The sequence below is a fragment of the Agathobaculum hominis genome, from assembly GCF_014288055.1.
Classification (GTDB): Bacteria; Bacillota; Clostridia; order Oscillospirales; family Butyricicoccaceae; genus Agathobaculum; species Agathobaculum hominis.
This window is the reverse complement of the sequence record NZ_JACOPK010000013.1, coordinates 33,864-54,486: the sequence shown is the minus strand read 5'-3', so window position 1 is coordinate 54,486 and position 20,623 is coordinate 33,864. Positions and strand designations below refer to the sequence as shown.

Annotated in this window: 19 protein-coding genes and 1 pseudogene; 3 read left to right on the top strand and 17 right to left on the bottom strand. The window is 41.2% G+C overall.

The annotated features are described in order from the left end of the window. Positions 1-50 precede the first annotated feature (50 nt). The 3 genes from H8S02_RS12050 to H8S02_RS12045 all read left to right on the top strand — a co-directional run bounded on the left by H8S02_RS12050 (position 51) and on the right by H8S02_RS12045 (position 3,368). Entirely contained in the window at positions 51-464 is a 414-nt protein-coding gene (locus H8S02_RS12050) for a hypothetical protein (RefSeq protein WP_186970718.1), read from the top strand. Between the two features lie 88 nt (positions 465-552). Further along, positions 553-684: a hypothetical protein gene (locus tag H8S02_RS12865; protein ID WP_407926411.1), complete on the top strand. Its 132-nt coding sequence runs from the start codon at positions 553-555 to the stop codon at positions 682-684. Between the two features lie 560 nt (positions 685-1,244). Next, positions 1,245-3,368 (top strand): AAA family ATPase, encoded by a 2,124-nt coding sequence (locus tag H8S02_RS12045; protein WP_186970717.1) that lies wholly within the window; start codon positions 1,245-1,247, stop codon positions 3,366-3,368. Here H8S02_RS12045 and H8S02_RS12645 read toward each other — a convergent pair. From H8S02_RS12645 to H8S02_RS11965, 17 genes and pseudogenes are all read right to left on the bottom strand, one after another. Further along, the gene (locus H8S02_RS12645) at positions 3,346-3,744 is read right to left on the bottom strand and encodes a hypothetical protein (protein WP_243166523.1); all 399 of its coding nucleotides are present in this window, start codon (positions 3,742-3,744) and stop codon (positions 3,346-3,348) included. The two genes, H8S02_RS12045 and H8S02_RS12645, sit on opposite strands and share 23 nt — an antisense overlap. A 131-nt stretch (positions 3,745-3,875) precedes the next feature. Next, positions 3,876-3,986: pseudogene (locus tag H8S02_RS12860) on the bottom strand (IS200/IS605 family transposase); the annotation flags it as partial. Between the two features lie 176 nt (positions 3,987-4,162). Beyond that, the gene (locus H8S02_RS12035; protein WP_243166522.1) at positions 4,163-4,627 is read right to left on the bottom strand and encodes a GtrA family protein; all 465 of its coding nucleotides are present in this window, start codon (positions 4,625-4,627) and stop codon (positions 4,163-4,165) included. Then, a complete protein-coding gene (locus H8S02_RS12855) occupies positions 4,628-5,185 on the bottom strand; it encodes an HAD-IB family phosphatase (protein WP_186970716.1) in 558 nt (185 codons plus the stop codon). Positions 5,186-5,196: 11 nt separating this feature from the next. Next, a complete protein-coding gene (locus H8S02_RS12025) occupies positions 5,197-6,096 on the bottom strand; it encodes a decaprenyl-phosphate phosphoribosyltransferase (protein WP_243166521.1) in 900 nt (299 codons plus the stop codon). A gap of 22 nt (positions 6,097-6,118) precedes the next feature. Continuing rightward, entirely contained in the window at positions 6,119-8,095 is a 1,977-nt protein-coding gene (locus tag H8S02_RS12020) for a hypothetical protein (RefSeq protein WP_186970715.1), read from the bottom strand. Between the two features lie 33 nt (positions 8,096-8,128). Then, a complete protein-coding gene (locus tag H8S02_RS12015; protein WP_186970714.1) occupies positions 8,129-9,442 on the bottom strand; it encodes a glycosyltransferase family 4 protein in 1,314 nt (437 codons plus the stop codon). 10 nt (positions 9,443-9,452) lie between these two features. Continuing rightward, the gene (locus H8S02_RS12010) at positions 9,453-10,493 is read right to left on the bottom strand and encodes a glycosyltransferase family 4 protein (protein ID WP_186970713.1); all 1,041 of its coding nucleotides are present in this window, start codon (positions 10,491-10,493) and stop codon (positions 9,453-9,455) included. Next, positions 10,493-11,746, bottom strand: a complete 1,254-nt coding sequence (locus tag H8S02_RS12005) for a class I SAM-dependent methyltransferase (RefSeq protein ID WP_186970712.1) — start codon at positions 11,744-11,746, stop codon at positions 10,493-10,495. The genes H8S02_RS12010 and H8S02_RS12005 overlap by 1 nt, the downstream gene beginning before the upstream one ends. 19 nt (positions 11,747-11,765) lie before the next feature. Next, positions 11,766-13,016, bottom strand: a complete 1,251-nt coding sequence (locus H8S02_RS12000; RefSeq protein ID WP_186970711.1) for an ABC transporter ATP-binding protein — start codon at positions 13,014-13,016, stop codon at positions 11,766-11,768. Then, a complete protein-coding gene (locus H8S02_RS11995; RefSeq protein ID WP_186970726.1) occupies positions 13,017-13,790 on the bottom strand; it encodes an ABC transporter permease in 774 nt (257 codons plus the stop codon). Positions 13,791-13,801: 11 nt separating this feature from the next. After that, on the bottom strand, positions 13,802-14,725 hold the full coding sequence (locus tag H8S02_RS11990) for a GDP-mannose 4,6-dehydratase (protein ID WP_186970710.1): 924 nt from the start codon (positions 14,723-14,725) through the stop codon (positions 13,802-13,804). Next, a complete protein-coding gene (gmd, locus tag H8S02_RS11985) occupies positions 14,722-15,762 on the bottom strand; it encodes a GDP-mannose 4,6-dehydratase (protein ID WP_186970709.1) in 1,041 nt (346 codons plus the stop codon). Before gmd ends, H8S02_RS11990 begins: the two co-directional genes overlap by 4 nt. Positions 15,763-15,781: 19 nt before the next feature. Then, entirely contained in the window at positions 15,782-16,852 is a 1,071-nt protein-coding gene (locus tag H8S02_RS11980; protein ID WP_186970725.1) for a mannose-1-phosphate guanylyltransferase, read from the bottom strand. 16 nt (positions 16,853-16,868) lie between these two features. Then, positions 16,869-17,834: a type I phosphomannose isomerase catalytic subunit gene (locus H8S02_RS11975; protein WP_186970708.1), complete on the bottom strand. Its 966-nt coding sequence runs from the start codon at positions 17,832-17,834 to the stop codon at positions 16,869-16,871. Continuing rightward, on the bottom strand, positions 17,831-18,955 hold the full coding sequence (locus H8S02_RS11970; protein ID WP_243166527.1) for a glycosyltransferase family 4 protein: 1,125 nt from the start codon (positions 18,953-18,955) through the stop codon (positions 17,831-17,833). Before H8S02_RS11970 ends, H8S02_RS11975 begins: the two co-directional genes overlap by 4 nt. After that, on the bottom strand, positions 18,952-20,619 hold the full coding sequence (locus H8S02_RS11965) for a phospho-sugar mutase (protein WP_407926410.1): 1,668 nt from the start codon (positions 20,617-20,619) through the stop codon (positions 18,952-18,954). The genes H8S02_RS11970 and H8S02_RS11965 overlap by 4 nt, the downstream gene beginning before the upstream one ends. Positions 20,620-20,623: the final 4 nt, after the last annotated feature.

Genomic DNA, 20,623 nt, shown 5'->3' with positions numbered 1-20,623 from the left:
CTGATCTTGCAGTAGTATGCACTATAAAACATAAATAGGAGGAAAGCGAAATGAAAAAGGATGATTACGGCTTTTATGGCAAAGGCATAGATGGTTATGTGCATTATAAGCAGGCCTTCGATGAAACGCAAAAATCCGCTTCCGGACGAACTTCCACCAAAACGAACTCTTCTTGCAATAATGGTTCTTCCTTATGCACGATTCTCGATAACATATGCTTGGTAATCGTAGCAATTACCGTAATCGACGGAGGCCTCGCGTTAATCATCTTTTTTCTTTATCATGTATATCTTTACATGCGATGTCTAATATCTAGATGTAGAAAAGTCATCCTCGAAGTTGGCAACCTGATTCAACATGATTTCAGTGCAGATTGTGACTGTCACTATAGATGGCCAGGATGGATTGAGCAAATGAATGCAGTAAGGATTCTAGGATCAATGTCGAAAAAGCTATTCACCTGACAATTCAGCCTACGAAGGTGTGTTCGGACGTTTGAAAAACGAGATGTTCTATTATGTTTCCTATGTGGGATATTCTGTTTGAGCACAATTGATCAATGCAATAAATCGATACCTGCATTGGTATTGCGAGAAACAAATCAAGCTATCTCTTGTCGGAATAAGCCCACTGGAATATAGGAAATCTAAAGATATGCGGATACCAAGCTCATCCGTAGGATAGCAATATGGTCCGAATTTCTGTCCGCAGCCCAAATCTTTTCTCTGTTGTGCCTAAATACAATGCCAAAATTGTATCTTTAGCACTCGAAGCAGTCCGCCAGCAGCGGAGTAAGAGCAACTTGCGAAAAGTCCCAAGCAATATTCGCTGAACTAAAAGCAATGGAGCAGCTGAAGGAAACCAACTAAGAAGATTGAGAATGACATCAAGGGAATGCGGTCTTATTGCGTCTTCCCCTAAGAACATTGGATCGTACTAACAATGTGATTGAGCAGTTGGTCTGCAAGATTCATTGCAGAACCCACGTGGTGGGAACATTTCCAAATGGAAACTACCTTGATGCTAACCTACATTCGGCTTCGTCATGTAGTCGAAACTCAGTGGACAATAAGAAATACATAAGCAGTAAGGATCTGGAGACAATTTTCTTAAGGTCGTCATTGTGAGCTGATTTCTTTCAACTAGAGACTTCAAATGTTTTTGCGCTAATTCTTGACGGTGCTATGATAAATGGAATATAATAGGTTAATTAATAAGTCAATGACCAGGAGAAAGGAATAATAATGCATATCCAGATTGAAAATTGTAACGTGATCGATTCCGGCTCGATTGATATTGAAACCCATAAGCTAAATATTAAATATGCCATTAACGGAACCGGAAAATCCACTATTGCAAAAGCAATTCAAGCGAAAGTCACTGATAATGAAGATGGGCTAAAACAATTATTGCCTTTCCGGTATGAAGATAACGCTGATGAACATCAACCCAGCATCGTTGGATTGGAAGATGTTCATAGCATCCAAATTTTCAATGAGGATTACGTCAATCAATATGTTTATCAGCCTGATGAGCTGATAAAAGACAGCTTTGCCATTTTTGTCAAAACGCCTGATTATGATAGAAACATGGAAGAAATCACCCAATTACTAGAAAGGATCAGCCAAACTTTCCAATCTCATCCCGAGCTTGACCAGTTAATTCAAACACTAAATCAGTTTATATTTGGTTTTGGAAAAGCTACCCAACGTGGACTTTCTGCAGCAAGTCCGCTAATGAAAGGTCTCGGAAAAGGGAATATGATTCACAATATTCCTCAAGGACTGGAATCATATGCTCCTTATTTGCAACATACAGAGGGAGCAAAAAACGTTGCATGGATCAAGTGGCAATTAAGTGGAAATGATTATTTGGAAATGGCTGATCAATGTCCATATTGTGCCGGGTCAATTGAAACAACTCGCGAAAAAATTACGCGAGTTCGAAATGTTTATGATGCAAAATCCATTGAGCATCTGGATCATCTTATAGAAGTATACACTGCACTTATGCCCTATCTTCCAGAAAATGCTCAACAACAGCTGCAAACAATATTAAACAATGCAGCGAATATAACTGATGACCAAAAGCATTTTTTACAAGCAGTCAAGAATGATGTTGATTGCTTGTATCAAAAGCTATGCAATTTAAAGTCCACCGGTTTCCACAATCTAAAGGATGTATCTCAAATTGAAAATACTCTACGAAATAAAAAAATCGATCTTCCCAATTACGCTAATCTTAATTCCGATTTAATGAGAAGCAAAATAGATGTTCTAAATGCTACAATAGATGGTGTGCTCGCTAGAATTATCGAGCTTCGTATAAAAATCAGCCATCAAAATACTTTGATTCAAAACATAATTTCAAAGAACCAAAAAGAGATTAACGATTTCTTACGATATGCAGGGTATCATTATACTGTCAGCATAGAAGAATCTGAAGGTAAAAATTACAGGTTGCTTTTACACTATGAAGACCATCGTGAGGCCATCAATGCAGTACAAACACACCTCAGCTATGGCGAAAGAAATGCGCTGGCACTACTTCTATTTATGTACAGTATAAAACGTGAAACGCCAGATTTAGTTATATTGGATGATCCTATTTCTTCTTTCGATGGAAACAAAAAATTTGCAATTGTCAATATGCTTTTCAAAGACCCTGGATATCTAAGAGAAAAGACTGTACTTCTTTTAACGCATGAATTTGGAACAGTGGTTGATATGGTTCACACCATGAAACGAAACTTTGGCGCTGTTTCGACCGCTGCATTCTTATCAACACGAAATGGAGTGCTTCAGGAACAGCAAATTCACGCGGATGATATTAAAGCATATCCGGCTATTGCAGAAAAAAATATCGCAGAATCAAATGATCCCTTAAATAAACTCATTTATTTGCGAAGGCTCATGGAGTTTGAAAACAATAAAAACGATGCATGGCAGTTGCTTTCTAATGTTTTTCATGTAGGCGATGGCACACGAGAAATTCCGAGGAAATGCGTTGGCAACGGTATCGGAAATCCCATGACCCCGGATGAAATTCAAAAAGGAACTGAAGACATCAAAAGTTACATCCCTGATTTTGATTATCAGACGGCATACCAACGTATGGAAAATCGAAATTTGCTGATAACTTTATATGATTCAACTAAAGCAAATTATGAAAAGCTACAAATTTATCGGCTCATTTTCATTGGGAGAGCCATGAATGTAGTAGTTCAGAAATTCGTTAATGAAACATACCATGTCGAAAATAATTATATGTTCCAACTCGATCCTCGAATCTATGATACTGTTCCACAGTACATAGTAGACGTGTGCGATCAAGCTATTAATGAGCTCAGAGAAGTTCAACATGCATAAAGCAGCTTATATTCCAAGCAAAATCATGATGCCATGACCCAACCAAAACTATCTCCACAGCGTAAAAGCCAAAGCGGATCAAAAGCCGCGCTACTATCAGCACCGAGAGAAAATCCTTCAACGTCAGATACCAGAACTGACCCACAAGCACGCGTGTGCATCGTCTTTGCACTCGTATTGGAATGCTGGAAAGTTTTCTTATCTGCTCGGAAGAACTGACTGACGACCAGGTGATGGAGCTTTTGAAATCTCGTTCCGTCAGCCAGAAGTTGCGGTAGCTCTTACACAGATAGTTCAGAATGTGCAGGAACGCCGCAGCGTCCCAAACCTGCATAAATCGCAGCGTTTCTGCCACCTCGCCGGAGTAGCTTGCCATAATCATAACCACCACTGAAGTGGTGGTATGCACAGACCCTATAAGGGTCATTACAGGCTGAACCCCTAAAGGGGCATTGAACAATTTGACACCGCATTACCTTTACAGGCCGCCGCTAAAGCGGCCTGTTTTTATGCCTTCTTATTCTTGCTACCCGTAAACGGGTCCATATACTCCGTCATCGTCATCTGGTCGTACATTTCGTCTTCCATCAGCTGATTGCGGATATATTCTGCGATGATCTTCTCGTTCTTGCCGATATCAGAGTGAATGCCGAACTTGTTAACACGATGTCTCCTTTATAGATACTTTGAGGTATAACTCATTTTGATACGTTCTCCCATTCCAGAACGACTAATTTTTAATTTCGTGGCGTTCATTCAACATTCTCGAGCATTTCGATAAGCATTTCAATAGACTATTCATGAAATACAACCAATTTACTGATGATATAATTCAATACTATCACGATTATTTGAGCAGCCAACTTAACTGCTAAACTATTCCACGAAAGCCACGTAATGAACACAGCTAAAATGATTTCCTCCAAAATCAAAGTTATCAGACGGCCTCCGGTAAATTCAATCATTTGACGAAAACAACTCTTACCGGAAGATGCTGTGCTTTGAAATACCCAAATCCTATTAGTAAAAAACTGAAAAATGACACATATAATCCAAGCAATAGCATTCGCAATTAGTTCATTTACCTTCATGCACTGCGTCTGGAATGCATATATTGAAACGCTTAAAATCACTGTAATTCCGCCAAAGAATAGATATAACAAAATTTCCTTATTACGTGCATACAGCGGTTCAAATATTCGCAAAATAGGCAATTGCATTATGCGATCCCATATATCCATTTTGTTCTCCTCGTTCATTCAACGCGGCCATGAGCAGACTTTTTGATTTTTGACTAAATATGCTTTATGAGCCATACGAGCCAGCGGAAGATCCGACAAGGAGTCCGAGTAAAAGTCATCTATCGTCTCATTAGGATAAACCTCATTAAACCGTTTCACTTTTTCTTCTCCTCGGCAGTTTGATCCAAGCAATTCCCCAGTTAGAGGATTCACCTCCGAAGCAATTCCTCGCACATTAAGACGCTTACAGATAGGAAGAATCAGAAAGTCCGGAGATGCAGATATTATCAAATCTGTATCTTTGCTCACATCTCGATACCACTGACATATATGCGTGATATGAATATTCCAGAATTCTTTTACACTTTCCGCGACATTGGGTATTTCTCTAACAAATTGATAGAATTCTCTCTTGAACTTTTCTCTACTGCAAAGCTTTAAATGGAATTTTAGATAGTATAAAACAGCATGTAATATATATCGTCTACACCTTGGATATCTTATCATACAAAACTTCCAAAAGTCGATTGTGCTATCCCCTCCGTAGATTGTCTTATCAAAATCATATACGTTCATTTCTTAATCCCTTACGCAGAAAAATAAATTAATGATAACAGCATTATGCCAAACATTCCGCTCAATGCCATTAGCACCTTGTCATGAGTGATGACATCTACCGGATCACCATAAGAGTTTGATTCAATATCAGCACTATACTTCATAAGTAAAACAATCACAACCGGTACTGTCCAGACCAATTTATCAGTACCATAATTAGAAATAACCTCTTTATCAGCGCTCCATAATGCATAAAATGCTACAGCTAATGTTAGGCACAAGTACATAAATTTGTCTAGAAATTCGTAAGTATAAAATGTTAATACCTTTCGAGTCTTTCCTGTACCATTAATTTTCTTTATCTCATTTCTTCGCTTTCCCAATCCAAGATAGAACGATAAAGAAATCACTGTCAAATACACCCATGATGAAAGTGTTATATTAATTAAGACCGCTCCATATATAACACGGAATATAAATCCAGCAACCAAAAGTACTATATCTAAAAAAGGGATATGTTTTAATCCAAGGCTATATCCTAGATTGGTCGCAAAATATAATATCATAATGATAGTAGCTTGTCTTCCACCACCGCAAACAAAATTGCAAACCATTGCAATAATCAACAATATTGTCGCAGTTAAATATGCCTTTCGTATACTTATTTCCCCTGCTGCAATCGGTCGTTTCCTTTTTACCTCATGCTGTCGATCTGCTTCTACATCATGAATATCATTAAAAATATAGATAACCGATGCCAATAAAGAAAATGCACAAAATCCAAGCAAAGTCTTAGCAAGCAAAGAAATATTCAACAGATTTTTCGAAAAAACAAGAGCTATAAATATTAGGAGGTTCTTAATATAGTGTTTTGGACGCATGAGTCGAAGTACATTGCGTACTCCCATCATATGAACATCTTTTGTCATTTTACTTCATTATCTCCGCAGTTCATTGTTTGTAAATTTCCCCATACTGCAATTGAATTGCCAATTGTCGAGTATCATCAGACTCTCCTAATTCTTTAGGCGATATTGCGTCTGGGAATGTGAATGTTAATTCCACATATCCATTTTCATCCGGAATAACGTCGAACTCTATTTGTGTCTCTCCACAAATCGTATCTTTTGTTATGCAATCCACTGTTTTTTGAGTTATCTCAACATTCTGTTTTCCATTAAAAGTACCAAGGCAATGCAGTATCATTTTATATTTTGCATGCTGTTTATAGTCCGAAATCATAAACGTCATTCTCATAACACTGCCATCTGTCCAAGCAAAGTTTTCTTCTGCAGACGAAAGTCCTTGCGAAACATACAAGTCTGCGTTCCGGTTCTCTCCTGCAAAATAAATCATTTCTTCACTTGCCAAACTTTTAGGAGCCGGTGTAAGCTGATACCTACTCATTCTCGGTAAACTGATATAATGAAATTTCCCATCCAACGGAATACTTTCCACCTTTTTATCGAAGAAATCCATGCTATCTTGATCGCCATAAGCTAATTTCTTCACAGCATGCATGCTATCTGCATCAGCTCTGAAAATTATTTTTCGTATATTTCCAGTTTTAGAATCAAGATAATATGCCGGATCATTTATATCATAAGCTCCGTCAATATGAAGAGTTCTACAGTAAAACGTCGCGCTATATGGATTGTATAATTGCGGAGCATAATTCAAAATTTGTTTTGTAATATAATTAAAATCATGAGGGTCCAGCACATTCCATCCATATTGATTTATCATCATGATTATACATACAGATAACCCTGCTATCGCTGTAAAGCCTACACGTCCTTTGCTCGTTGAAATCTCGTTAAGGCCTTCCTTGCATATATACAACGGAACTATTGGATATACCCATACAATATATCGCGCACAATAAATCATTCCACAATTAATATGAAACATCAAAGAAAATGCTCCAACCGAGCCGGTAAAAAAGCATAACCAAACAATCGAATGGCGATGCTTTCTGCAGCATGCAACTATTATCAGAATCAAAAACAGCAATAATACGATCGGTGCAAAGGAAAAGAACCCAACCGTCGGATCGAATAGATAGGTTAAGAACCGAGCTCCTATAAATTCTTTTAATGTTATCCACTCTCCATAGGTGCTTTCTCCCCTATATGCAAACTGCGCAACGAACGGTACTAATGATGGAGTAAAACAAATACCATATAAAATTGTTTCTTTGATACATGCCTTTATTGTTTGTTTGCACCATTTATGCCTATTTGTTCTCAAAATATTGATGCAATATTCTGCAATCATCACAATGCCAACCACCATGACTGTTGAATTGGCCATTCCTGCTAAGGAAAGAAAAAAAGCGCTCCTACACTTATTATGATTAATATAATAAACAAGAGCTATGGTTAGCATAGAGAAAACAAAAGTTTCATAATTTATATAGTTAATGTAATAAACAATTGGTGATATTATTAGTAAACACGCTGCGGCCAGTCGCCTTTTGGCAGATACATTCATCCTATAGAGGACCATCCAAAGCGCCACTAAAACCAATAATGCGTTCGTTATTAGAAAACACCTGCTCTGGTCAACGCTAATCAATTGAAAAAACAGTTTTAATGGCATGCAAAACAACGGATAGATTGGGAAGTAATATGACATCCATTTCCCGCTATTCGTCTGCAATAATTTGACTGATCGAAGATCATCATATGTGTTAATGCCCTTATATAATTCTGGATAATCTCTTTGTGCTATTTTTAAATCCGATTCATCCATAAGTATAGAACCATGATATTGCATTGAAATAGTCGGGAGCATATTACTATCAATCTCTGCATACCACACTTGGCCTAATCCTGCTCGTGATAACAGAAAAAACGCTACTATTATCAAGAAAATTAGATTAATACGTTTCCAGGTGATTTTTCCTTTGGAAAGATTTACATTCACCTATTCATTTCCTCTCTTTCTGTTGCCATCACATCAAACCGAAATATGTATTTGTTCCCACAATTCAGTTGTATAGTCATCATCTGTAAGTCCCAATTCACAAAGATGACTGATTAGTACATCCTCCTCATCTGGCAACCAGGTTCCGTTGCATACTTCCTCAAAGAATTTGACGTAAGTCTTCGCATTTTTCTCAATATCACAGTTTTCTTCTGCGTACTTCAAAGCCGCTTGAGTACGCTGCTTCAATTGTCTCTTATCACGACTCAATTCTCTGATTGCCTGATAGATTTCCTCAACTTCTTGCTCGCCATAGGAAACTTTCTTCACAATTTCATCTGGATAGTCAGAAAATGTTCCAATATCCGTAACAATTATAGGTTTACCCATCCCGAGCATACGATGCAGGCTTGCAGAACTTTCTCCCTGTGTTGGATATCGCAAATTCAAGCAAAAATCACAGGCGCCCATATAGGCTTTGAATTCTTCTAATTCTGTAAAACCAGTGACAATAACATTGTCATCCAGATTTCTTTCCTGAATTTTTTTCTTGATTTTCAACTCTTCCTGTGCCTCACCAACGATTAAGTAACGAAATGAGCTATTTCCATCTTTCTTGATTTTCTTTAAAGCATCCAAAATTTGAATTATTCTTTTTTGATGCGTTGCGAAGCCAAATGATCCTATAATCAGTTCATTCTTCGACAGTCCTAGTTTTTCTCTGCAAGATCTCTTAAACTTTTCCGCATCTTCCGTTATTCTTTCCGTATGAAGCATAATGCTTGTAATTGGATTTTTATCACATATTCCAAGAACCATCTGTTTCGCGAATTCAGAATGCACGATTATTCCGCGTGCACATTCAATGAATGGTCTTGTCATAGTCATTTCCGAAGAATATGTATCCCATGGCGCAGATATTTTACCGGCAAGAAACTCTTCTGCAATTTTGCGTCCTTTCATTCCATGAGAATACTCTACCAATTCCACATATGAAGACCAATCTTGCTTTTTAGATATTTTTTCTGCAACAAAATGATGGAGTCCAACATCATGCAGTTCTAAAATGCCAGAATATTTCTGCATATAGTCTACAATCTCTCCATGACATGAAAAGCTATTGCCTACATGGTAAACGATAATATCAAGACTTTTTCGGAGTTCATAATTATCCAGATCCTTCAACGGATGTACTTCGCAACATTCCTCAATAATTTTATTTTCCAGAACAGTTGGAGAAAAAACTACAACCTCCGCTTCCGTTGTCAGCACCGGCACAAGTTCTTCACTAAAATCCGAAATTCCTGACTTTATCGGATTGAAAGGAGAGCAATATCCAATTTTCATCTTATTCTCCTTATAGTGTCTTTGTAAGTTCTTGAATCACATGATCCCATGTAATTCCCTTTACAACATCTAATCCATTTGCTCCAAATTTTTTACACATATTGCGGTTTTCATATAGTTTTACCATCGCATCTGCAAGCTGCTCATCATCTGGCTCGCAAATATATCCGTTTTCCGCGTCTTTTACAAATTCTAACGGTCCACCCGAATCTATACACGTCAAAACAGGTTTCTGAGAAAAGAATGCTTCCAATGTAATATATCCATAATCTTCGTCCACTGGAGCAAAATAAACGCCAAAAGCATTAGCATACAGATCGGGCAATTCTTCGTCTGGAACAAAGCCTAAAAAATCAATCTGTGACTCTATCTTCAATGTTACCGCTAACTTTTTTAAATTCTCTAGTTCTGGACCTTTGCCTGCAATCTTTGCTCTTATTTTTCCATTTGTTTTTGCAATAGCACGCAGAAGCAAATCATTTCTCTTCAATGGATCCAAGCGACCGACCGACAAAATATAATCGCCATATTCGCCACTTTTATATTGACCGGCCAACATAGGGGGATGATACAAAGGTGTCGATGCAATTCCAGTATAACGTTCTAGACGATTTGCAACATTTTTAGAATTTGCATAAACAGACTTTGCTTCCTGCAAAGCTTGTTTATCAAATTTTTTAACATGATCTCTTATATGCGATCCGTCCGGAACACCCGCATATCCTATATTAGTGTTGTAGAGATCATATACCTGCCGAAACTGATGAATTACCCAAGCTACTTTGTTTTCATGGATTGCTCCGTACGATGGAAACTTAGTACCAATCACCAAATCGATTTTCTGTCCATTAGATTCCGATAAATCCAGCATTCTCCATGCGAGCATGCTGTTGTACAAACTGTTGGCAGGATACCATTTATACGGGAGTTGGATAATTTCTGCATCAAACCCTTTTTCTATTAAATGTTTCTTTAAAGCATATACATGCAGTTCTGCTCCACCATGTACAAATGGAACTTGTGCATGAAGCACAGCAATTTTTTTCTTCATTACTCTTTAGATCCCTTCACTGCAAAAATCGCGTAATCTTGTGGACCAAATAATTTCCAGCTGATATCATTAATATGATGAACCAACTGCTTATTTTCCTGGCCAAGCATATCTTCGTTAAAGTTCATACAGTTTGCTGTCGTATTAGCGTCAATGATTTGCGTCTGTTCGAAACCACACCATTTTACCAAAAATTCGATTAATCTTGGATCAAGCGGGCGAATATGCGACGGATCTATGTAAAATGTATCCGCTCCGACGCTTAGATTGGATGGATTCTGTGTTTCAAACAAAAGCATTCCACCCGGTTTTAGCACACGCTTACACTCCTCAACCAGTTGAACAAATATAGGGAGTGGAAGATGTTCGATAATTTGAAATCCTGTTACCAAATCAACGCTTTTCTCTGGACGCTCGCGCAAATACTGTATACAATCCATGCAAATCGTGCGATGACCTCTCTCTTCACAAATCTTGTTCTGAGTCTGATTTAAATCCACACCTATATAATCAGAGGCTCCATTTTCTTTCAAGACATCCAGCCATTCTCCGCGGCCACTTCCTACGTCAATAAAGGTACCTTTTCCCCAATCTGATAGATGCTTTCGAATAATTGGCACATAAACTTGCAATCGGGTTTTAATGTCTTCTCGAGACCCACGGAACGCTTCTTCAAAGTCATGATAAAAATCGTCACTCATCTCTAAATTATCACGTTCATATTCAGCTCTCAGCGTATTGACTTCTCCCATCAAAACAACCATCTGTTCTTCTAGCTTCTTAGCATGTTCCCTTGCTTTGCGTTCAGATTTTTCGCTCTCTTTTTGAGAATTTGTAATCTTTTGTACCTGATCTAAAAGCGTGTTGATTTTCTGCTGTTGTTGAACAATTAATTCTCTTTCTAAAGCAACTGCATTAACAATTTTTCCTCGAAAGTGATTTGCATGCTCCAATATCGGGAATATATACCACCCCATGAATATTTTCATTATTTTTCGCACTGCTCGTTTACAAAATACAACAAATCCGCCGATATGTTTCTTGTTTGAATAGATTGGGAAATACCCATTTGTGAATTTGCTAGAATCTGCTTCTACGATATTTTCATCCAAGAGCGCAAATCTGTCTTCTAACCCACAACCATCTCGGTAAACACTGTCCCCACTCGCAGTTGTATCCGCTTTCCACGAGTTATTAATGGCAAATTGACGAATTTCAATCTTTCTCTGGAATTCTTTTAAAGAGTCACTCATTTTATACTCCATCTATAAACTACTGTATTTCCCATACATGGGATAGTCTTGTTGTTCCTATATCCTGAGTATCCGAATACATTCTAAATTTCGTCGCAAATCTCCAATAATCATATGCAAAACCATCTTCCGTATGGAGTGCCAAATCCAATGTGTATTCTCCTGGCAACAGCTGATTATTCTCAATTTTACAGTAAATATATCCCGTTTCAGACAGTGAAATATTGTTTAGGTGATCAATCCCCGTATTCGTTCCATAGCATTGCAGTCCATCATTTCGAAATATTCCAATTCCACATGCAGGATTTTTTACTGGTTTATTAACTCGATAGGCAACTTCAATCTCCATGAATTCCCCAGTCCTAAACGATGTTTTTTCTTCGCCATTGGTATCTAACAATCGTATGCCTGTAATCTGGGCTTCTTGATTTCCCCAACGATTTTCATCCTTCGCTGATTTTTCTGTATCCATCAGCTCATCTGTTGATGCCGCTGGTACAAGAGATTCCTCTTTACGCTCTTCATCTGCCGTCTGCTTTCCCATATAATCCAGATATTGCGGATGAACATCTCTCGGTTTTCCGTCTTGCTTAATCTTTCCGTTCAAAATCCATATGCTTCTGTTGCAGAACTGCTCGATTTGGCTAAGGGAATGTGAAACAATTACAATCGTTGTCCCTTTTGCCTTGATTTCTCGCAGCTTGTTGAAGCACTTCGCCTGGAAGCTAGCATCTCCTACCGCAAGTATCTCATCAATCAGCAAAATATCTGCATCAACGTTAATTGCAACTGCAAAGGCCAGACGCATATACATACCCGACGAATAAGTACGAACCGGATTGTCAATATATTCCTCCAGTTCGGAAAATTCGATAATGCGATCTAATCGAGCATCAATTTCCTGCTTATTCAATCCAAAGATTGCAGCATTGATATAGATGTTTTCACGACCGCTCATATCCGGATGAAATCCTGCGCCTAACTCAATCAGTGCCGAAATTCGTCCCTGCGTTTCAACTGTGCCTTTGTCCGGATACATAATCTTAGACAGCATTTTCAGGGTTGTACTTTTTCCGCAGCCATTTTGACCAATCAGACCTATTGCCTCACCTTTACGAACTGAAAAGGAGATTTCATTCAAAACACTACGTTCTTCATAAGAGCGACGATGCTTAAACAGTAGTTTTTCCTTCAGACTTGTTCCCTTGTCCAAATAAACCTTAAATGTTTTTGAAACTTTATTGACTTGTATTGCGATATCTTTATTCATTTACAATTCCTCAGCAAATCCACGCTGCAACCGTTGAAATACAAACGTGCCTACTACAACTGTTATAATTCCAACTACCAATGCAAGCAGCATCGTCGAAAAATCAGGCATGCATCTGTAATATAAAATCTTTCGATAGCCATCAATAATGCCCGACATTGGATTTAAATACAGTAAAAACTGAAATTTTTCAGGTATCATTTCTGGTGGATAAACAATCGGTGTTGCATAAAACCATGCCATAATAACAATATCCAGAATATGAGCCAAATCACGCAGATAAACAGTTACTGCCGACACAATCAAAACAATACCTAAGACGAGCAAAAAGTGTATTCCCATAACAACAGGCAGAACCAGCATGTATACGCTCCAATAGAATCCACTCATCAGCAAAACAATGAACACCACTATTTCGCTTAGCAGCATATTAACAAATGCCGTTAATACCGTAGCCAGCGGCAACACCATTCTTGGAAAATAAATTTTTTGCACAAGATTACTTTGTGCCTGTATACAGGTCGCTCCCTGAGGAATTGCAGTGGCCGTGAAAAACCATGGAATAAATGCAACGAACAGATAAACATAAAATTTATCAATATTCATTTTCATCAGTACAGAAAACACTACTGCATATACTGCAAACTGCAGAAGCGGATTCAAAAACGTCCAAAAGAAACCTAATGCAGAGCCTTTATAGCGTCCACGTAATTCTCTTCGGACCAGCATATAAATCATTTCGCGATATGCATAAAGTTCATTCAATAATTTCATCAATTACTCGCTTATCCATTTCTTTGATTTCGCCAATACTCCAATGTATCTACCAGAATTCTATCCAATCCCAGTTCCGGCTCCCAGTCCGTATCTCTCGTCAGTTTACTGTGATCACAGCAGATGACCGGTGTATCGCTCGGTCGCATTTTAGCTGAATCCTGTTCAATACGAATCGTGCAGTTCGACATCTGACACATCTTATCCAGAATTTCCTGCGCGCTGTACGTAATACCGGAACCGATATTGTAAACCTCTCCGCTCTGTCCATGTTCGGCTATCAGACGGTAGGCGCGGACAATATCTCTGACATGTGTAAAGTCTCTGCGAGCAGTGAGATTGCCGACTTTCAGACAGTCTGCTTCACCTCTCTCAACACGCACAATACCCGCTGCGAAATCAGGAATCATGAAGCCTTCTTTTTGTCCGGCTCCGCCATGATTAAACGAGCGGGTCATACATATATTCAATCCATACGCACGCGCAAAAACTCGTGCCATTTCTTCTTGTGCCTGCTTTGATACAGCATACGGGGTTTGAGGATACGGCTGAATAGTCTCGCTGACCAACTTTCCTGCCTCTCCAAGCACACCGTACTGGTCGGAAGAACCGACCAGTACCATATGCGCATTAGGACAGCAGTTGCGTACTGCTTCCATCAAATTCACTGCACCAACAACATTGATCTCCACAGTCTTCTGTGGAATCTTCCACGAACGTGCAACATTCGCCTGTCCTGCAAGATGAAAAATACAGTCCGGCTTTACCCGCTCGATTACGGCCTTTGTTTGTTCTGCGTTCAGTAAATCCGCCTTGATTGTCTGTTCTGCTTCCTGCACATCCAGACCAATCACTTCATATCCATTTGCTAAGAGCTCCTGACGCAGATAGCCGCCCACAAAACCGCTGCTGCCTGTGATTAATGCCTTTTTCATGCCTGCTGTGCTGCCTTTTCTGCCTTCGCCAGCTTGAGATCATGCTCTGCCATAATTGCGCACAGCTGCTCATAGCTCGTGCTCTGCGGATTCCATTTCAGGACAGTCTTTGCCTTGGTCGGATCACCCCAAAGGTTATCAACATCAGTCGGACGGAACCATGCCGGATTTACCGATACAAGAACCTTTCCTGTCTTCTTATCGATACCCTTCTCATCCAGACCGCTGCCCTGCCATTCCAGCTCAATGCCGTCATGTGCAAACGCCAGCGTAGTAAATTCACGAACTGTATGCTGTACGCCAGTTGCAATGACAAAATCCTCCGGCTTATCATGCTGAAGCATCAGCCACATGCATTCTACATAGTCCTTGGCGTAACCCCAGTCGCGCTTGCTGTCCAGATTACCCAGTTCCAGTTTCTCCTGCAGACCGCATGCGATACGGCCAGCTGCACGAGTGATCTTGCGCGTAACAAAGTTTTCACCGCGGCGTTCCGACTCATGATTGAACAGAATACCGTTTACCGCAAACATGCCATACGCTTCACGGTATTCCTTCACCATCCAGTAGCCGTACTGTTTTGCGATTGCATACGGGCTGTACGGATGGAACGGAGTTGTTTCTCTCTGCGGCACTTCTTCAACCTTACCAAAAAGCTCGGAAGTAGAAGCCTGATAGAAGCGGCAGGTCTTCTCCATGCCCAGAATACGAATTGCTTCCAGAATGCGGAGTACACCCAGAGCATCAACATCGCCCGAATATTCCGGTACATCAAAACTTACCTGTACATGGCTTTGTGCAGCCAGATTATAGACCTCATCCGGTCGAACGATCGACATAATGCGCTGAATGCTCGAAGAATCGCTCAAGTCGCCATCGTGTACCGTGATTTTATCCAGAATGTGCTGGATGCGATCCGTGTTCGGCAGAGACGCACGGCGTGTCATGCCGTGTATCTCATACCCCTTTTCAAGCAGCAGCTCTGCCAGATACGAACCATCCTGACCGGTAATACCGGTAATAAGTGCCTTTTTCATAATTTTTGTTCTCCATATATTAAAGATATTCCGTGCGATTGCAGATTTTCAGATTTTCAAGAACCTTTTTGATGTTGCCTGCACTGTCCTTTTCGCAGATCAGCAAAGCGTCCTCTGTATCAACAATAATCAGATCCTCGATACCTACAGTGGCAATCAGCTTTTTGTCACCCTCAATGATTGTATTTTTTGTATCTACCGTGACAGCATTGCCAGTGATAACATTGCCGAATTCATTGCTCTGACGGATACGTTCTACCGCGAGCCAGGAACCTACATCATCCCAGCCGAACGAGCCAGACAGGATATAGATATTCTGTGCCTTTTCCATAATGCCGTAGTCAATCGACTCGGAATGAAACGCCTCAAACTCCTGCTCGAGCACACTCCGCTCATCCTCTGTCGCAATGGCATTCTGAATGCGCTGCAGACCGGCATAGGTTTCCGGCAGATACTTCTCCATATTATGAAGGATCGTCGAAACCTTCCAAATAAACATACCGCTGTTCCAGAGGTACTGCTCAGTTGCAAGATATTCCTTTGCTGTCTCCAGATCCGGCTTTTCTACAAAACGGTCAACTGCAAAAGCGCGTTTCATAGTCTGGTTCGGATTGAACTTGATATAACCGTATCCAGTCTCCGGATAATCCGGCGTAATACCCAGCGTTACCAGATTTTCGCCCTGCTCTGCTACCTCCGCAGCGTCCGACAGTGTGTTAAGAAAAATGGTGTTGTACTTAATCAGATGATCAGACGGCAGTACGAGCATAACTGCATCATCATACTTGCGTGAAATATGTACTGCACCAAGACCGATACACGGTGCTGTATTACGTCCTACCGGCTCACAAAGGATATTCTCCTCCGGAATTTCCGGAAGCTGTTCACGCACCAGCTTTTTGTAGTCACGATTGGTCGCAATGTAAATATCCTGCATATCGACCAGAGGCAGAATGCGTTCAACCGTCAGCTGAATCATCGTTTTGCCATCATCAGTGAGCGACAAGAACTGCTTGGGCAGGTTCTTTCTGCTCTTCGGCCAGAAACGCTCGCCGCGGCCACCAGCCATAATCAACGCTGTCTTTTTCATTTCAAATTTCATCCTTTCACACGCGGGACAGCAGTATTCGGCAGTCCCCTATGATCTGGTATTCACCCAATGCCGCAGGCATAAAGTACGATTGTCCGCGCAGTATTGGGTATTGTTTATCTTCATGTAGAATTTGTCCGCTGCCCTCTACGCACAGAATATGCTGAAAAGAGCAGCCATCACACTTAAGTTCTATTCTCCGATGAACATCCACACGATACGCGCGAAAATAAGAGCACGAAAACATTTCTCTTATCGAAAAATCCTCAAATTCTGCGCCGCTGTTGATCCTACATTCCTCTGGAATGACCGGATCAAAATTGATTACTTCAGCCGCACGTTCCAAGTGCAGCGGACGTGTTTTCCCGTCCGCGCCTTTGCGCTGGTAGTCATACACGCGGAAGGTTGTGTTGGAATTCTGCTGTATTTCAGCAATAACAATCCCTGCACCGATTGCATGTATCGTGCCTGGCATGATGTAAAACACATCGCCCTTGCTGACCGGCACCCAGTTCAAGACTTCGCAAATGCTCCCGTCCTGCGCTCGACGCAGGAATTCATCTGATGTTATACGTCGGGAAAAGCCATAATAAATCCCTGCATGCGGCTCACAATCAACGATATACCACATCTCTGCCTTGCCCTGTTCGCCAAATGCAGCACGCGCCGTAATGTCTGACGGATGTACTTGAATTGATAATTTTTTCTGTGCATCGATCAGTTTCACCATTACCGGGAATGTCTCTCGTTTGCAATCAGTACCCCAGAACGCCATCTTGTTCTGTTCTGACAGTTGTGACAGAGTGCAGCCTTTATACTGCCCCTCTGCAACCACAGACGCTCCATCACGATGATCTGCAAGCTCCCAGCTCTCGGCGGTAGCATCCGGCGCGTCAACCTTGTTGTATTCAGTTTTTAGCCGTGTACCGCCCCATAGATATTCCTTGTAACAGGGCTGCAGTTTCAGTGGTGTGTATATCACGATTTCTCCAAAATATTTTTACATACTCTTATTAGCTGTTGTGCGGAATTGTCCCATGTATATTTCTTGTATTGCAAGTTTCCTCGGGCACGAAGTAAGTCGGCATATTCCTTATCTTCCAATACATTCTGGACACCTCGTGCTAAATCAGCTTCATCAAACGGGTCTATCAGCTCCGCCGCGTTTCCTACGACCTCCGGAAGTGAAGCAACATTGGCACATACAACCGGACAACTCATCTGCATTGCCTCTAAGGGAGGAATGCCGAACCCCTCATAAAGAGATGGAAATACAAATACATCCGCACTCGCATACAATGTGCTTTTTTCCTCGGCAGAAACATATCCAATAAAGTGAATATCATCTGTATATTCGGCTTTTCGTGCTGCTTCATAAATTTCTTCGTTTCCCCATCCGGCTCCGCCAGCAAGTATCAGCTGATGTGGAATGCCTGCCGACTTTTTCAAGTGGTCAAACGCGCGAATAAGTCGAACCAGATTTTTTCGAGGTTCAATTGTTCCTATATAGAGAACGTAAGGAGACTTGATTTGAAATTTTTCAGCAATCTTGGAAAAATCCGCTGCCGGAACCTGTTCAGCAGGTGCGCATGGAACCACAGAAATCCGTTCTGGTGAAATGTTCAGCAACTCTACAATTTCCCGCTTGGAAAATTCAGAAACCGTAAGTAAATGGCTGCTGCGCTTAATGCTGTAATCCATATCATTCTGCAAACGCAGCAGATTTTTACATTCCATTGTTTCTGGAAAACGTAAATACGTAAGATCGTGAATTGTTGTCGCAACTTTTCCTTTTATATGCGGTGGTACAATATAGTTAAAAAACAGACTTAAATCCGCACGTGGAAACATCGCTTCATACGGAATAGGTATCTTATGCCAAATACGCCGATAAACCCCATACGGAAAGGCCCTGCTGGTTCTAATCGGTATTGATACCCCCGAAAGCGCCTGTGCGTTATTATTTCGCCCCAGGAAGTTGAATAGATTTCCGTAAAACTCCAACTCATCCTGGTCTTTCAAATGACGGGCCAGTTCATAGGTATAATTTCCGATTCCCGACCGTTTTCCGCAGATTGGCTGTAATTCCAGCGCAACTTTCATCTTGCCCACTGTTCAAAAAATTCCTTCAGCGTATGAATCACTATCTGACTAGCAGTTATATCCTTTTCTGCTGCCGTCAGATACACCTTTAGTTTCGGCTCCGTACCAGACGGACGAACAACCGCCTCCGCACCGTTCTTCAAGAAGAACCGCAGCACGTTAGACTTCGGCAAGCCCGTATCATCATTCAGATAATCAATTGAGCACTCTACTGCAATACCTGCCAGTTCAGCTGGACGATTGGTACGCAGCTCCGTCATGAGACTCTGCATTTTTGCAAAGCCGTCTGCGCCCTCAAACTGGAAGGACAGAAGCTTGCTTTCATAACAGCCGTATTCCTGATACAGTTCTTCGAGCACATCTACCAGTGATTTCCCCTGCGATTTGTACCATGCAAACATTTCACAAATCAGCAGAGATGCATTCACTGCATCCTTATCTCGTACAAAGCTGCCGCTAAGGTAGCCGTAACTCTCTTCAAAGCCGAAGATATATCGATCTGCCTCGCCCTTTTTCTCCAACAGACCAATCTGCTCACCGATAAACTTAAAGCCAGTCAGCACATCGATCAGCTGCACACCATAATGTTCGGCAATCTTCGCGGCCATCGGCGTGGTGACGATAGTCTTTACTGCAACCGGATTTTTCGGCATAGTTCCATTTGCCTGACGCATCTTGCATACAAAATCAAACAGAAGCACGCCCATCTGATTGCCGCTGATCAGCGTATATCCACTCGTTGTTTTCACAGCTGCACCTACACGGTCACAGTCCGGGTCGGTTGCCAGCAGAAGATCACTCTGTGTTTTCTCTGCCCAGCGCAGGCCAACCTTGAGGGCTTCGCGCACTTCCGGATTCGGGTATGGGCAGGTCGGAAAATGGCCATCCGGATTTTTCTGCTCATCCGGAATCGTGATATTCGTGAAACCATGTTCCTTCAGACAGCGCGGCACACACGAAATACCAGCACCATTCAGCGGTGTATAGACAATTGCAACGTTCTTATCAATGCCTTCCGGCAGAAGCGATGCCGTCGAAACCGCCGCTTGATAACGATCAATCGTATCTTCGCCAATGTAGTTGATTATTCCATTCTCCATCGCTAGCTCGAAATCTGTACGCTTAACATCGTCAAACGGATCTACTTCATTGATTGCAGTCTGAATTGCCTTTGCAGCCTCTGTCGTGATCTGACAGCCATCTGCACCATATACCTTGTAACCGTTGTACTTTGCCGGATTATGGCTCGCTGTCAGCACGATACCGCCGCTGCAATGCAGATCACGCACTGCAAAAGAAAGTGCTGGTGTCGGCATTAAATGATCGTAAATATGCACCTGAATGCCATTGGCCGCAAATACTGCTGCCGCTGCACGCGCAAAATCATCCGAATGTATACGGCTGTCATAACCAATTGCAACACTCGGCTTCTCGAACTGCTGATTGAGGTAATTGCTGTAACCCTGCGTTGCCTTGGATACCGTAAATACATTCATTCGGTTCGTACCTGCCCCCAGTACGCCGCGCAGACCACCGGTGCCGAATTCAAGTTCTTTATAGAAACGATCTTCAATAGCCGCCGAATCTCCATTGATTGCCGTCAATTCTTCTGCCAGTTCTGCTTCACCAGCTGTTTTCTCAATCCACAGCTGATAGCTGTCCATACAG